This window comes from Peribacillus sp. YIM B13472, from assembly GCF_042788005.1.
Classification (GTDB): Bacteria; Bacillota; Bacilli; order Bacillales; family DSM-1321; genus Peribacillus; species Peribacillus simplex_E.
In genome coordinates this window covers 279,547-294,299 of record NZ_JBHZPG010000001.1, presented here as the reverse complement: position 1 = coordinate 294,299, position 14,753 = coordinate 279,547, and the positions used below count along the sequence as shown (strand labels likewise).

At 39.3% G+C, this 14,753-nt stretch carries 14 protein-coding genes; 9 read left to right on the top strand and 5 right to left on the bottom strand.

All coding sequences use genetic code 11. The features are described 5' to 3' along the window. Positions 1-35: 35 nt before the first annotated feature. The gene (locus ACFX4I_RS01440) at positions 36-224 is read right to left on the bottom strand and encodes an FAD:protein FMN transferase (RefSeq protein WP_230301483.1); all 189 of its coding nucleotides are present in this window, start codon (positions 222-224) and stop codon (positions 36-38) included. 96 nt (positions 225-320) lie between these two features. Between ACFX4I_RS01440 and ACFX4I_RS01435 the strand changes: the two genes are divergently transcribed. The 6 genes from ACFX4I_RS01435 (at position 321) to pepF (ending at position 8,278) form a co-directional block, all read left to right on the top strand. Then, a complete protein-coding gene (locus ACFX4I_RS01435; protein ID WP_230301484.1) occupies positions 321-902 on the top strand; it encodes a GNAT family N-acetyltransferase in 582 nt (193 codons plus the stop codon). Between the two features lie 879 nt (positions 903-1,781). Next, positions 1,782-2,177: a transcriptional regulator SpxA gene (gene spxA / locus ACFX4I_RS01430; protein WP_034314502.1), complete on the top strand. Its 396-nt coding sequence runs from the start codon at positions 1,782-1,784 to the stop codon at positions 2,175-2,177. Between the two features lie 497 nt (positions 2,178-2,674). Beyond that, the gene (mecA, locus tag ACFX4I_RS01425; RefSeq protein ID WP_034314498.1) at positions 2,675-3,343 is read left to right on the top strand and encodes an adaptor protein MecA; all 669 of its coding nucleotides are present in this window, start codon (positions 2,675-2,677) and stop codon (positions 3,341-3,343) included. Between the two features lie 114 nt (positions 3,344-3,457). Beyond that, on the top strand, positions 3,458-4,966 hold the full coding sequence (gene cls, locus ACFX4I_RS01420) for a cardiolipin synthase (RefSeq protein ID WP_283932683.1): 1,509 nt from the start codon (positions 3,458-3,460) through the stop codon (positions 4,964-4,966). A 93-nt stretch (positions 4,967-5,059) separates the two neighbouring features. Next, the gene (locus ACFX4I_RS01415; protein WP_377418630.1) at positions 5,060-6,268 is read left to right on the top strand and encodes a competence protein CoiA; all 1,209 of its coding nucleotides are present in this window, start codon (positions 5,060-5,062) and stop codon (positions 6,266-6,268) included. A gap of 192 nt (positions 6,269-6,460) precedes the next feature. Continuing rightward, positions 6,461-8,278, top strand: coding sequence for an oligoendopeptidase F (gene pepF / locus ACFX4I_RS01410; RefSeq protein WP_377418627.1), 1,818 nt, complete (start codon positions 6,461-6,463; stop codon positions 8,276-8,278). A gap of 939 nt (positions 8,279-9,217) precedes the next feature. Here pepF and ACFX4I_RS01405 read toward each other — a convergent pair. The 4 genes from ACFX4I_RS01405 to ACFX4I_RS01390 form a co-directional block, all read right to left on the bottom strand. Next, positions 9,218-10,111 (bottom strand): ClpXP adapter SpxH family protein, encoded by an 894-nt coding sequence (locus ACFX4I_RS01405; RefSeq protein WP_377418624.1) that lies wholly within the window; start codon positions 10,109-10,111, stop codon positions 9,218-9,220. Continuing rightward, entirely contained in the window at positions 10,108-10,512 is a 405-nt protein-coding gene (locus ACFX4I_RS01400; protein ID WP_230301487.1) for a globin domain-containing protein, read from the bottom strand. The genes ACFX4I_RS01405 and ACFX4I_RS01400 overlap by 4 nt, the downstream gene beginning before the upstream one ends. A gap of 230 nt (positions 10,513-10,742) precedes the next feature. After that, the gene (locus tag ACFX4I_RS01395; protein ID WP_483878220.1) at positions 10,743-11,417 is read right to left on the bottom strand and encodes a lytic transglycosylase domain-containing protein; all 675 of its coding nucleotides are present in this window, start codon (positions 11,415-11,417) and stop codon (positions 10,743-10,745) included. A 22-nt stretch (positions 11,418-11,439) separates the two neighbouring features. Further along, entirely contained in the window at positions 11,440-12,018 is a 579-nt protein-coding gene (locus ACFX4I_RS01390) for a CYTH domain-containing protein (RefSeq protein ID WP_377418618.1), read from the bottom strand. A 316-nt stretch (positions 12,019-12,334) separates the two neighbouring features. On the opposite strand from ACFX4I_RS01390, the gene yjbM reads away from it, so the two are divergent. The 3 genes from yjbM to ACFX4I_RS01375 are packed head-to-tail and all read left to right on the top strand — an operon-like array spanning position 12,335 to position 14,732. Further along, positions 12,335-12,955 carry a GTP diphosphokinase gene (gene yjbM / locus ACFX4I_RS01385; RefSeq protein WP_034314484.1) on the top strand — a complete coding sequence of 207 codons (621 nt, stop codon included), beginning with the start codon at positions 12,335-12,337 and terminating at the stop codon, positions 12,953-12,955. 50 nt (positions 12,956-13,005) lie between these two features. Further along, positions 13,006-13,800, top strand: coding sequence for an NAD kinase (locus ACFX4I_RS01380; RefSeq protein WP_053534153.1), 795 nt, complete (start codon positions 13,006-13,008; stop codon positions 13,798-13,800). A gap of 17 nt (positions 13,801-13,817) precedes the next feature. Next, positions 13,818-14,732: an RluA family pseudouridine synthase gene (locus ACFX4I_RS01375; protein WP_377418615.1), complete on the top strand. Its 915-nt coding sequence runs from the start codon at positions 13,818-13,820 to the stop codon at positions 14,730-14,732. Positions 14,733-14,753: the final 21 nt, after the last annotated feature.

The window sequence follows — 14,753 nt, the reverse complement described above, 5'->3', positions numbered from 1 at the left end:
GGAAGATTCTTCCGGTCATCCATATTCTCTCTGAATTACCGCTTTTTATTCCCGCCAACTTGACTCCACCCTGACTGAATTCGTTTCGATTGATCGAAAATATGAGAGTGACGTTTCCCGCCAAACCATTTTTCGCCGATGCCATTCGTCACAACGCCATTCACAGCGGTAATGCCAATAACGCAAGCAGCGACTAAAAAAAAGTCCAAAAAGTAACTGACCATCAAAACCCTCCTAATATTTTCAAGCTATTCAAGTTCCATTGTAGTGGATAAGAAATAATCTGGAAAGTATAAACTAGCAAATGAGGAGATTAAATTATGAATTGGTATGAAAAGCTAAACCAGTATTTCCCTATTGAAGAAATGAAGTCCAAAGAACATATAGAAGTTCTTTTAGAAGATAAGCAGGAAATTTATAAAAAAGATGAAGGTCCCGACCATGTTTTATTGTATGTGGAAGGGGAAGAGTTTATATTCGTTGATTACCTTTTTGTATCAAAGAGATCAAGGGGGCAGGGACTAGGGAGAAAATTGATTCAAAAATTGCAAAAAAAGCAGAAAACGATCTTGCTGGAAGTGGAACCAGTTCAAGAAAATGATGATGACACATTTAAAAGGCTGAAATTTTATAAAAGGGAAGGATTCCGGCATGCCTCTTCGATTTCCTACAGCAGAAAATCGCTTGCCACCAAAGAGGATACGCCTATGGAAATCTTATATTGGCCCGCAAATCGATCTGTTGATGAAGAAGACGTATTTGATTTCATGAAAGAGATTTATTCTGAAATCCATACTTACAAAGATGATGATCTTTATGGGAAATCTTATCAAGATGTAGAGGATGTACTAAGCTTGAATGCAGGTCAGGAAACGGATATTTTTAAAGAGGTGCAAATTTAAGAAAAAGGGCCGGTTGTTTTTCACTGGCCCATTTTAATTTGTCGAAAAAAGTGTTCCAGCAGAAAACAACCGGAACATTGAGGCAAACTTCTTTTTTGGAATTTATTGGTAAAAGGAAGCTTAGAACCCCGAACCATGATTTTAAAAGAAGATTTGTTTCCCCTCATTTTTCATATTGGATTAAACTCACACTAGAGTGAAGAAATTTGCGACACTCCTGCCGAAAAACTGGCTAGCCAAGACCACGCAGACGCTTGCTTTGATGAGGCTTGGCAGACAGTCGGCGGAAAGGGAGGGATTTCTGAAAACAACTGGATCGTTTTTTAGACTGTAGGCAATCTGTCTTTTCTTATTGTGCATATTTTGCGGTAAAATGAATATCTATAACTTCTTGGATGGTAGATTGCTCCCATATCGCTGATTCTTTCTAGTTATCTTTTTACTTTTGGAAATATATGTGCTAAAAGAATGGTTTTTAATGTAAAAGGAGGAATTTGCATTTGATTAAAGAAAATATATTAACATGATCTTGTTTATTGACAAAGATTGGGGGTAAATAAAAGTAACGAATTATTTAAAAAATCATGAGGGCCGTATTGAGAGTTAAATGAGAATGGTAGGTAGGTATTTTCAATTAGAAAAAGCGGTTTTAATGTATTACATAAAAAAAAGAAAAAGCTATAGTACAGGCTAAACTAGAAGTTTAAAAGGATTTTTCCAAATATCAAAAAGGGTATTCATTTTAAATAAATTAGTGTATAATAAAGAAAATGAAATACTTATTTAAAATTATTTCAAATTAGAGTGGTACTTATGAATACTAATAGTAGATTTCCCCTCATAGATCACCGATTCTATATTTAGGGAGTGTGAGTAAACATGGTAACATTATATACATCACCTAGTTGTACTTCATGCAGAAAAGCAAAAGCATGGTTAGAGGAACATGAGATTGGATATAAAGAAAGAAACATTTTTTCTGAACCGTTAACGATTGATGAGATTAAAGAAATTCTTCGAATGACAGAAGATGGAACCGATGAAATCATTTCAACACGGTCAAAAACTTTCCAAAAGTTAAACGTAAATTTAGAGAGCCTGCCTCTTCAAGAATTATATAAATTGATCAAGGAAAATCCAGGTTTGTTGAGACGTCCAATTATCCTTGACGAGAAACGGCTTCAAGTTGGTTATAATGAAGATGAGATAAGACGCTTTTTACCACGTAAAGTTCGTACCTTCCAGTTACGGGAAGCACAACGTATGGTCAACTAATAAGGTCTTTCAAGCTCTGCCAGGAAATGTGCAGGGCTTTTTCTTTATACATAACGATTTTTCGCTGATTTTTTTAACTAAATGAAGGGGAATATAAAAGAATCCTTAGGCGAGAGCAGCAGATTTTTCGGATTTGCAGCAGGTCCCTTGAACCGGTCATCATTTAAAGAAAAAATAAAGCATGCAGCTCATCATGCTGTGTATATAATAAGGAATTAATGGCAGTAAGATTAAAATTGAATAAAGCATTATGATAGTTGCATGAGGATGAATTATTTTATAGAATGAATGGAATATTAGGCAAACAATTGTTTTTTAGATAAGTAACGTTTTTTATTTCCCTTCTTCAAGGTTTTGTCATAAAATGATGTAAAATAGTCTGTTTTAATGACTATCATGATTTACAGTATTCACTTACGGGTAAAGAGCTTTTAAGAGCAATTTTCGCTTGGGGGTTATTATCCCTTCAAAATGAGAAAGGAAGGGAGAGGGGAATCATGGAAATCGAACGCATTAATGACGATACAGTTAAATTTTATATTTCCTATATAGATATTGAGGAAAGAGGCTTTGATCGCGAAGAAATTTGGTACAGCCGCGAGCGAAGTGAGGAACTTTTTTGGGAAATGATGGATGAAGTGCATCAAGAAGAAGAATTCATGATTGAAGGACCCTTATGGATTCAAGTTCAAGCCCTTGAAAAAGGCTTGGAAGTTTTGGTCACAAAAGCCCAGCTTGCCAAAGATGGTCAGAAACTCGAGCTGCCTCTTTCAGATGATAAGTTAAGGGATTTGAATGTATCAGACAAGATGGATACGCTTCTTGATCAACATTTTCATGGTAAAGATGAAGAAAGCGGTATGACATTCGAAGATGGTATGATTGAATTCATCACGACTTTCGAGGATTTTGAAGATGTCATTTCATTAAGCAAGCGTCATGGCTTGGATGACTGGACGACAAAGCTTTATGTTTATCAGAATAAATATTATCTTTATATCGAATTTTCCGAGGCGGAGATTGATGAGGAAGAAATCGATAATGTTTTAAGTCTTTTATTGGAATATAGTCAGGAGTCACCTATAACGGTGCACATGCTTGAAGAGTACGGGAAGATAGTTATCGAAAATGATGTATTCACAACGGTCGATAAATATTTCGCATAGACTGTTGAGGCCGATTTCAGTAGAAATCGGCCTTTTCGTCCAAGAATAAATGTTTTTTGCCTTATCATGGAGTTTTTTAAATATGCCTGTGTTTGTTAATTGGAGGTAGTCTAGGTGAAGAATATAGTTGGCGTCGGTCTGCTTATTCTCTTATTGGTCAGTACTTGGTATGTTCTAATAAATGGCGTCGATGGCGGGCTGATTTTTTATTCTAGCCTTATATTGACCCTTTTATTGGTGGTAATTGGATTCAACATTTTCCTGGAAAACCGAGATCCCATCCAGACCATAACATGGCTTGTTATTTTTGGCGCTTTCCCATTCATCGGTTTCATTTTTTACTTTTTGTTTGGCCGTAATTTTCGGAAAGAGAGGATATTTCGCAAGAAGTACTTTTTGGACAAACAGAGTTTCGTGAAAATAAGCGGCGAAGCGGATTATAATGAACGAATAAAGGAGATGGGCGAGAACTCTCAGCAGTTAATCACTCTTGCAAATAGGCTGGGGAATAGCCCTATTTCATTTCAGACTGAAACCCGGGTTTTAAGGAATGGTGAGGAGACATTTTCCAATATCATCGAAGAAATAAAAAAAGCCAGACATCATATTCATTTAGAATATTATATTGTTAGGGATGACCGCATTGGCGGACTGTTAAAAGACATCTTGATACAAAAAGTAAAAGAAGGGGTAGAGGTCCGATTTCTCTATGATGCGGTTGGTTCTTGGAAGTTAGCACGCTCTTATATCAATGAACTGAAGAATGCGGGAGCCGAAATGGTGGCCTTTGGCCCGGTGCATCTCCCTTTATTAAATAATAAGTTCAACTTTCGTAACCATCGTAAAATAATTGTGATAGATGGCTCTGTCGGTTTCATCGGCGGTCTCAATATTGGGGATGAATATTTGGGACAAGATCGGAAATTCGGTTCTTGGCGGGATACGCACCTTATCATAAAGGGGGAAGCGGTCAGGACTTTACAGCTCATATTTCTGCAGGATTGGTATTATAGCACCAATAATAGTTTTTTAAGTGATGAATATCTCATGGCCGGACTGCCGAGCCATCACGGACATGGCGGAATTCAATTGATTGGCGGAGGGCCTGATAGTGAGTGGGCGATCATTAAAAGCATTTTTTTTAAGATGATCACTTCAGCAGAAAAGTCCGTCTGGATAGCCTCCCCGTATTTCGTTCCTGATGACGATATCTTACAAGCATTGAAGGTGGCTGCTTTAAGTGGTTTGGATGTCAGGCTGCTCGTCCCGAAGAACCCCGATAAACGTATCGTATTTCATGCTTCGAGAACTTATTTTCCCGAATTGCTAGCTTCCGGAGCTCGTATATTTCAATATAATGAAGGCTTCATGCATAGTAAAATCATCATCGTGGATGACCAACTGGCATCAATTGGGACAACCAATATGGATATGAGAAGCTTTCACCTGAATTTCGAAGTCAATGCTTTTCTCTACCGGACGGAAAGTACTCAGCAGCTGGTGAATGATTTTTTGGAAGATATAAAGGTATCCCAAGAAGTGGAGATTGATGCGTTTTCCAAACGGAATTTCGGTTTGAAAGTTTTGGAGTCCACTTGCCGATTGCTTTCACCCCTTCTTTAGATACTTTCTCTTATGCCGATCAGGCATTTTTTTTTGCGGATTAAAAGGAATCCTGAGCGAAGCAGGCGAATGTAGTGGATGAGGAGGAGATGTATGCTAACTGCGATAAAGAAGGATGGGACATGGATTACCCTCCCTGAAAAAATACCGGCAAACGTGATTGATGAATGGAGAAAGTCAGCAGATTATTTCTGTCCATGCTGCAAGATGGAAATGACCATCAAAGCGGGAAAAGTCAGGATCCCGCATTTCGCCCATAAAAATAGTACGTCATGCCGCGCTTCTTCAGAACCGGAATCCGCCTATCATTTAATGGGAAAAAGAAAATTGTTTCAGTGGTTCTTATCACATGGTTATCAAGTGGATTTAGAAGCCTACCTTCCCGAAATTAAGAAAAGGGCTGATATTTTAGCTAGGATAGGAGGTAATCGCTATGCAATAGAATTTCAATGCTCAGTTATCCCCGAGGTTGAATTCATGGAAAGGACAAAAGCCTATCAAAGCATAGGCATCAAGCCAATTTGGATTCTCGCTGCAAAACGCTTAAAAAGGAAAAGTTTGTATGAATTCAGTTTATCCCGCTTCCATTGGCTCTTCGTCACCGGCAGCTTCCATCATCCTTTTCTTTGGATGTATTGCCCGGAAACTGATCATTTATCAGTATTGAAGAACCTCACTCCTTTTACCCCTAGAACCGTCTTTGCCGAATTGACAACTGCTTCTTTAAAGCTCCTTCCCCCTAGTCGGGCATTGCCCCAAAACTGCTTTCGATTCCCTTTTCTGCCTGCATGGAGATATAAACGAAATGGCTGGTCCCTCCATCGAGTGAAAACAGCACAGAGATGCGATCCTTTTTTCGAAGGGCTATATTTACATCATATTTCACCTGCGACAATTCCAATTGAAGTGGGTGTTCCCGTCAGAGGGATGCTGTTGATTGAAACTGCCTCGATCGAATGGCAGGCATGGTTATACATGGATGTGTTTCAAGAGAAAAGAACAGGGGAAAAGATTTCTATGGCTGATATTGTCGATATTTTTAGAAAGCGTTCAAACAAAGGGGAAATAAAGTTCAGACCGTTGCCATTGCTTCATGAAAAACCCATCGAGTATCCTGTAGGTCAATATATCATGCTTTTGGAGCAATTTGGTTATCTATCAAAGCTGAAAGAAGGGGTTTTTAGAGTTGAAAGGGAAATTATCCTTCCCTTCACCAGTGATCAAGCTCAAATTTTGGAAAAAGATTTCTATGATAAGCATAAATTGATGATGGAAAAGGGGAATATCCAGTATAATCAGTGATAACATTTCTATTTATCTTGAAATCAGATGAAAGGGCAGGATTATTTTTGATAATGGAGAAATAGTAATAAGAACTGGGAATTAAGAAAACTTTAAGAAAGAATGAACGCCGAATGAAGTATTGCAGCGTTCGATCCAGTTTAACGAGTTAGCCCAATGGCAAGTTTCTATAGAATGGGGAGGAATTTTTTTATGGCACAGGAAACAAAAGCGAATACATTACCTTCAAGAAAAGAAATAGCTCCTGAAGATACTTGGAGACTGGAAGATATCTTCGCAACCGAGGAAGATTGGGAAGCTGCCTTCAAAGCGGTAAAAGAAGACCTCAAGAAAGCGGAGGCACATAAAGGGTCGTTGGGAGAAAGTGCAGAAAAATTATTTGCGGGCCTTCAACTCCAAGATGAGGTATTCGAGAAGCTAGGGAAAGTTTATTCTTATTCACATATGCGCAATGATCAAGATACAACCAATCCTTTTTATCAAGGGATGGAGGATCGGGCAAAAGCTTTATACGCCCAGGCAGCGGCTGCGTTTTCATATATGGTTCCTGAACTATTGAGCATTGATGAAAACAAAGTGGAAGGGTTTTTGGAAGAAAAAGAAGATCTGAAATTATACAAACATTCTTTAGAGGAAATTAATCTTCAGAGACCCCATATCTTATCAGCAGAGCAGGAAGAATTATTGGCGCAAGCATCAGAAGTACTTGATGCATCGGGCAATACTTTCGGTATGCTTAACAATGCCGATTTGAAATTCCCGACCATCAAGGATGAAGAGGGAAATGAAGTGGAAATTACTCACGGAAGATATATCAGTTTTCTTGAGAGTGAAGATCGCCGTGTACGTGAGGAGGCATTTAAAGGGGTATACAGCAAGTATGGAGAGTTCCGTAATACATTTGCTTCAACCCTGTCAGGTGAGGTGAAAAACCACAACTTCAATGCCACGGTTCGAAAATATGATTCAGCACGCCAAGCGGCGTTAAGTAATAATAACATTCCGGAGACTGTATACGATAATCTCGTTAAAACGGTCAATGACAACTTGCCATTACTGCACCGTTATCTTGATTTACGTAAAAAAGTACTGCAATTAGACGAACTTCATATGTATGATCTATTCACTCCTCTTGTTAAAGAAGTAAAGATGGAAGTGACATATGACGAGGCCAAAGATTATGTCCTTAAAGGTCTTGCTCCGCTTGGGGAGGACTATTTGAACGTTTTGAAAGAGGGATTTGAAAACCGTTGGGTCGATGTGCATGAAAACAAAGGGAAACGAAGCGGTGCCTATTCTTCTGGTACATATGGGACGAATCCTTATATTTTAATGAACTGGCAAAATAACGTCAATAACTTATTCACGCTCGTTCATGAGTTTGGGCATTCGGTCCATAGCTACTATACACGTAAATATCAGCCATATCCATACGGGAATTATTCCATTTTTGTAGCGGAAGTTGCATCGACTTGTAATGAAAACCTGTTGAACGATTATTTACTGAATTCAATGGAAGATGAAAAGAAACGCATCTATTTATTGAATCATTACCTGGAAGGTTTCCGCGGCACATTGTTCCGGCAAACGATGTTTGCAGAGTTTGAACATACGATTCATTTAAAAGCTCAAAATGGGGAAGCGTTGACAGCGGATATGCTTACTAAGGAATATTATGAGCTGAACAAGAAATACTTTGGAGAGAACGTGACCATTGATGAAGAAATCGGTTTGGAATGGGCGCGTATTCCACACTTCTACTATAATTACTATGTTTATCAATATGCAACAGGAATCAGTGCAGCAACAGCATTGAGCAAGCAAATCCTTGAAGAAGGAGAGCCTGCTGTCAAAAGGTATCTGGAGTTCTTGAAGTCAGGAAGTTCCGATTATCCGATAGAAGTGCTCAAAAAGGCTGGCGTCGATATGACAAAAGCTGAACCTGTACAAGAAGCCATGAATGTATTCGAAGAAAAATTAAATGAGTTGGAAGAGCTTTTGAATAAATAGGATGTGGAAAGGACCCGAGCACTTCGGGTCCTTTTCAACTTATATGAATGTCCGTCATAATCCTTTAAAACGATTTCTCTGATTTAAGCTATGAAGAATTATGAAGAAAACAAAAAATAAAATAGGGGAGGTGAAATACAGAGGAATGAGGTTCATGATACCGAGCAGCTGGACAAATAGCGACCCTATCAAGAGTATGAGTAGAATAAAGCCTTTCAATTTGGTCACCTCCAACCTGGCAGCAGTAAAAGCTCATCTGCACTTTATTAGATAGTATGTTTTAAAATAAGCAGTATTCTAAGAATATGACAATAATGTGAAGTTACGCACAAAGTTCTTGCAATTAAGGTGTATAATCTGCTATAGTACAGATATAGAAGTTATCACATCCCAAACATATACCCCTTTGTTTGTTCGTCGTGAAATTTCTCCTATCCCCTTATTCGTATAAATAGATGAAAACCCCAGCAAATTTTCGATTTGCCGGGGTTTTTCATTTGCATGAAAAGTAAAAAGATTAAAATGACGCCGGTTGTAACAAAAGTTGTACGAAAGATTAGAAAATAAAAAGAAATGATTTGATATTTTTTTGTGATTCATTTCACAATTAGATTCATTCCCAAGCTTATCAGATATCAAAAACACTTATGGCTTTTAATTAAAATGGGCTCTTATTTAGCTATATATACCAGAAACGAAATTAAAAAATGGAAAATATATATTGTGAACAATTTGTGAAATGTTACACATACAGTTGAAACATAACTGGGTTATCTGTTATATTATTTATTGTGAAGTGAATCACAAACAAACTTATACCCCTTTGTTTGATCGTGAAAAATTTCTCCCATCCCCTTATTTACTTATATAAAAAAACCATGCAATCTTTTGATTTGCATGGTTTTTTCCTTTTTAAATATTATAAAAAAGCAGTCAAATTCATGACTGCTTCTTTGTATATCTCCAAAACGTTCCGTATTTGGCAGGAATTTTCTCTGCCAACTGTTTTAAAACAAGCTTTTTCATTTCCAACTCGACGTTATTCTTATTCATATTATAAACAGTTTCAATTTCCTTTGTGGCCACTAATTTGAAACAGCTTAAAAATTCTTCGAGAGAGGGTGGGGGTGCAGGGGCTGGAAGACCATTGAGCATATCTTCTAAAATTTGAACATATACCTCGTAAGAATAGACACCTGAAACTTTTATTCCCTCTTCTTCAATATTTTGATTAAAAAAGACAAGGGAAGGTATTTCTGTCACTTCCATTTCGCTTGTGATTTTCATGTCACATTGAAAGCCTTTGGCTGCACTGGAAGAATTGATGTCATAAAGGAATTCCTCCACATCCAGTCCAACCATTTTGGCACATTCGGTCAAGACTTCGATATTGGATATATCCTTTTTTCCTATGAATACATATTCTTGGAGCTGCCTTAAAAAGCGAATGGCCAATTTACGCCCCTGCAATTCCGCTGCTTTTATTGCGATGGAAGCTGTATATGGAGAAGAGATTGGGTTTTCGGACCAAAGGCTCCCGTCGCAGGACATTCCCGAGCGGCTGGCTGTCTTTTCCCAAACTTGAGCAATGTTTTCATAATTTTTATTTTTCCCCATATTAAGAGAATCGATTTTACCGCTTAAAACATGGCGTAAACTGAACAATTGGCCATATTCTATCTGTAATTTCCTAATAATTGGTTCTAAGCCCCAGCATTCGGGACAAAGCGGATCAACAAAAACATAAATTTCAATTGGCTTTTTTCCTATATCATAGCAATGCTGCGTCTTGATCCAATCGGAAATATTGAAAACTGGTTTTTGTGCGCTCAACTGCCTTCTCCTTTCCCGTCAGTTCCGGATGTATTGATCATATGCTGTGCCGTCAAATAGAGGCGGTGATAGAAAAACTCTCTAATCTCACCCTCAAGGCCAACTTCGTCCATAGCATGATACATGCATGAAAGCCATGCTTTCGCACGTTCTGGTGTAATTTCAAAAGGTATATGTCGAGCCCGCAACATAGGATGGCCATGCTCTTCAGTATATAAAGAGGGACCGCCTAAATATTGAGTCATAAATTGTTTTTGCTTACGGACCGTTTCAGTTAAATCGTCAGGGAATATTGGCTGCAGATCCGGGTGCTGACTAACGTTGGAGTAAAACACATCAATTAATTTGTGTAATTGCCCTTCTCCAATTAATTCATATGGTGTAGGGTTCCCTTGCATCATGTTGATTACTCCTTTTAAAGAAAGATGGTTGATATTTATTCATATTTTATCAATGACGTACTGATATAACAAATATATAGCTTAAAGAAAATTTTACATCTGTAGTATGACACAGGGGAATCGGAAATTACACCTTTGGGGGGATTTCCCATTTGTTCTGGGTTCGAGGAAGAAGCATATATAGACATGAAAAAAACTGACCCGTCACAAATAAAAAGGGTCAGCTTGCTTTAGCTTGAAAATGTGCCATAAACTTTTTGAACATAGTTCTGAGTTTCTTTAAAAGGGGGGATACCGTTATATTTATCGACGTTTCCTGGCCCTGCATTATAAGCAGCAAGGGCAACCTGGATGTCCCCGTCATATCGTGCCATCATTTGACTTAAATATTTACTCCCGCCCATGATGTTTTGTTCTGGATCGGTTGCATCATCCACCCCAAGGCTTTTTGCAGTTGCTGGCATTAACTGCATAAGGCCAGTAGCACCCGCATAACTGGTGGCTTCAGGGTTGAAGTTCGATTCTTGTTTAATGACAGACTTAATCAGTTTTTCCGGGAGATTATATAAACTGGCCGCCCGGCTGATGATATGATCATAGTTTGTTGCGGTTTCGCTGCTGCTCTGATTGTTAGCATGGGCAGTGGATATCGGGTTGATGTTCATGGATGTTAGGCCGCCGGGTTGAAGAAAGGATTTCGTTTCCGTTACCACATTGGATAATAAGGAACCCAATTTCTGCGAAGTGCTTTCAAGAGCATCACCCGAAACCAGTTCCGAGAGCATGTCCTGGAAAACGGATCGAGATGAATTTGTATTTGTATTTGTGACGCTGCCATCTGTAAATTGCTGGATTGCCTGCAATTCCATAAACGTTTTGAAATCTTGGATTTTCAAACTCTCCACCTCCGAATGGGTTCAAACAGGATTATTTTTGGAATTTGGCGCGATAAAACCTCTTAACCTTATTTTCGGTTTCCCTTATCGGAATTTGAAGGGTTTCAAGGAGGGTCAGGAAGGTTTTTTTCCCGGCTTTTGCATCCGTCACTTCATATTCAAGCTCAAAGTCTTCCTGATTCAAATACGAACTATGATCTAAAACAAGTAAACCCTCTTTGTAAGGAAATTCAAGACGGTCTGTCTTTAGTGTCCCAAAGCAGGTAAAATCTTTTGGATCAATTCCGCATTCGAGGATAAGATGTTGGATCTCGCCATCAGGGAATGTGTTTTGATTCAGAAATGCATATGCGGTTTCTTCAGGAATATCTTGATTCGTTTCCAATAATCCTTCTGTCGCGGGCTGTTTTAAAGTCAGCTCGTAACGCCCGTTTTTCTCCCGGATCCTAAGCGCAGAATCTTGATTTTTCAAAGTGAATCCGAGTGTATCGAAGTAATGATTTTTCTGTGTTTTAAAGTTCGATGCCCCGAGATGAAAGTATTCGATCAGTTGACGAAATTCTTTTGCGCTTAAAAGGTTTTTAAATTCAATTTCAATATGCTGGTTCATGTGTTCCATCCTTTCTGGCTGATTCTTAGGTTAATCATATAAGAACCATTCCAGCTGTCAAATTGAATTCAATAATTTTTTGCTATTGTACTTGAATATTTAGGAATCAATTGCAGGATATGATAAAATATAAACGTTGAGCACAAAAAATGGATTATCGTATATATAGAAATTTAATACATACTTTTTGCTAGAAAAAGAAATAGGATCCAGAGGTGAATTGGCATAAAGCCATGTGACTGCTGGATTTAGGAGAGCGTTCTGCCCATACCAGAGTTGAACAGGCGCTTTTTAGATAGATATAGGTGGTGTGGCAATGGAGAGTTGGGACGATTTCTTGGCGCCTTATACTCAGGCTGTCGAAGAATTAAAGGTTAAGCTAAAGGGATTGAGGAAACAGTTTGAGAGAGAGAATATTCACTCGCCGATCGAATTTGTAACAGGCAGGGTAAAGCCGATTGTCAGCATTTTGGATAAGGCGAGCCTGAAGGATATTCCCATTGATAAATTGGGAACTGAAATTCAGGATATTGCAGGGCTTCGCATGATGTGTCAGTTCGTGGATGATATCGAACAGGTAGTTGAACTATTACGAGGTCGCAATGACTTCGAGATAGTCGAGGAGAGGAATTATATTTCCCACAAAAAAGCAAGCGGCTATCGTTCTTATCATGTTGTAATCCGCTATCCGGTTCAGACGATCCATGGCGAAAAAAATATCCTTGCCGAAATACAAATCAGGACTCTTGCGATGAATTTTTGGGCGACGATTGAACATTCTTTAAATTATAAATATAAAGGCATTTTCCCGGAAGATATACAACTGCGACTTAAACGTGCAGCGGAAGCGGCCTTCCTGCTGGATGCAGAGATGTCGCAAATCCGTACGGAAATCCAGGAAGCACAGCGTCTTTTTTCCAGGAAGAAAGATTCTTGAACGCATAAATTGGTAAACGAAAAGAAATCTAATTTGTGAGGTGGTATTACATGAAATTTGCGATTACGTCAAAAGGAGATGCGAAATCGAATACTTTAATGCAAAGGATGCGAACGTATCTTCAGGACTTTCATTTGGAATATGATGAAGATCAGCCGGATATTGTCATTTCTGTCGGTGGTGATGGCACTTTATTATATGCTTTTCACCGTTATAAGAATCGATTGGATAAAACTGCCTTTGTCGGTGTACATACAGGACATCTTGGTTTTTATGCGGATTGGACCCCTGATGAAATTGAAAAATTGGTGATAGCTTTAGCGAAAACCCCATTTCAAATAGTGGAATATCCACTGCTCGAAACGATTGTCCGTTATCAGCATGGAGGACGGGAGGCCAGATTTTTGGCTTTGAATGAATCGACAGTCAAAAGTGTAGAAGGCACGCTCGTCATGGACGTTGAAATACGCGGCCAGCATTTCGAGACGTTCCGTGGAGATGGTTTATGCATTGCGACGCCATCTGGAAGCACGGCGTATAATAAGGCGCTTGGCGGGGCCATCGTCCATCCATCAATCGATGCCATCCAGATTACCGAATTGGCATCCATTAATAACCGGGTGTTTAGGACGGTAGGATCTCCACTTCTGCTGCCGGCACATCATACGTGTATGTTCAGGCCGGTCAATGCGGTCAATTTTCAAATTACGGTCGACCATTTGTCCTTACTTCAGGAAAATGTAAAGTCGATACAGTGCCGAGTGGCAGATGAAAAGATCCGATTTGCCAGATTCCGCCCTTTTCCTTTCTGGAAAAGAGTGCATGATTCATTTATTGCTAATTAAGGAGATAGATTCACCTCATGTCAAATCAAAACTTTTCTTTGACCTGGTCGGTTTTTGAAGAGGATTCTGGCTCTTTATTGCGAGAGTTTCTCAGCAAATGCGATATTTCAAAACGAGCATTAACGGATATTAAGTTTAAAGGTGGATATATCCAGTTGAACGGCGAAGAAGTAACCGTAAGGGAACGGATTGAAACGGGCGACATCGTCACCGTCATATTTCCGCCGGAGCAGGCAAGCGAAGGTCTTTTGCCGGAACCCATCCCCCTGAATGTCAGATATGAAGATGAGTTTGTATTGGTGGTGGCCAAGCCCCCTTCCATGAATACCATTCCTTCCCGCGAGCATCCCAACGGCAGTCTGGCGAATGGCCTGGCGGGTTATTATAGGAAGACGGGAATACAGGCGACGATCCATATAGTTACACGTCTTGACCGGGACACATCCGGTTTGGTTTTAATTGCCAAGCACCGGCATATCCATCACCTTTTAAGTGAACAGCAAAAATCAGGACAGGTTAAACGGAGATACCAAGCCGTAGCTGAAGGAATCGTTGAAGGACCTGTAGGAGAGATAGTGGCGCCAATCGGACGAAAATCGACCAGCATCATTGAACGGGAAGTCAGGGAGGATGGCCGGTATGCCTGTACCCTATTTAAGGTATTGGCACACACAGAGTCCTATACATTCCTTAATTTGGAACTCCAAACAGGGCGTACACATCAAATCAGGGTCCATATGGCGCATATTGGTCACCCGCTGGCTGGTGATGATTTATATGGAGGGAACAGGAGAGGTATCCCTCGCCAAGCCCTTCATTGTTTTGAATTGAAATTTTTACATCCTTTCACCAAGAAGATGATGTTGTTTCAAGAAGAGTTACCAGAAGATATGACCCGTTTGCTCGAGGGAAGTAAAGGATGGGATTCCTGACTTTATATCCGGACCGCATTA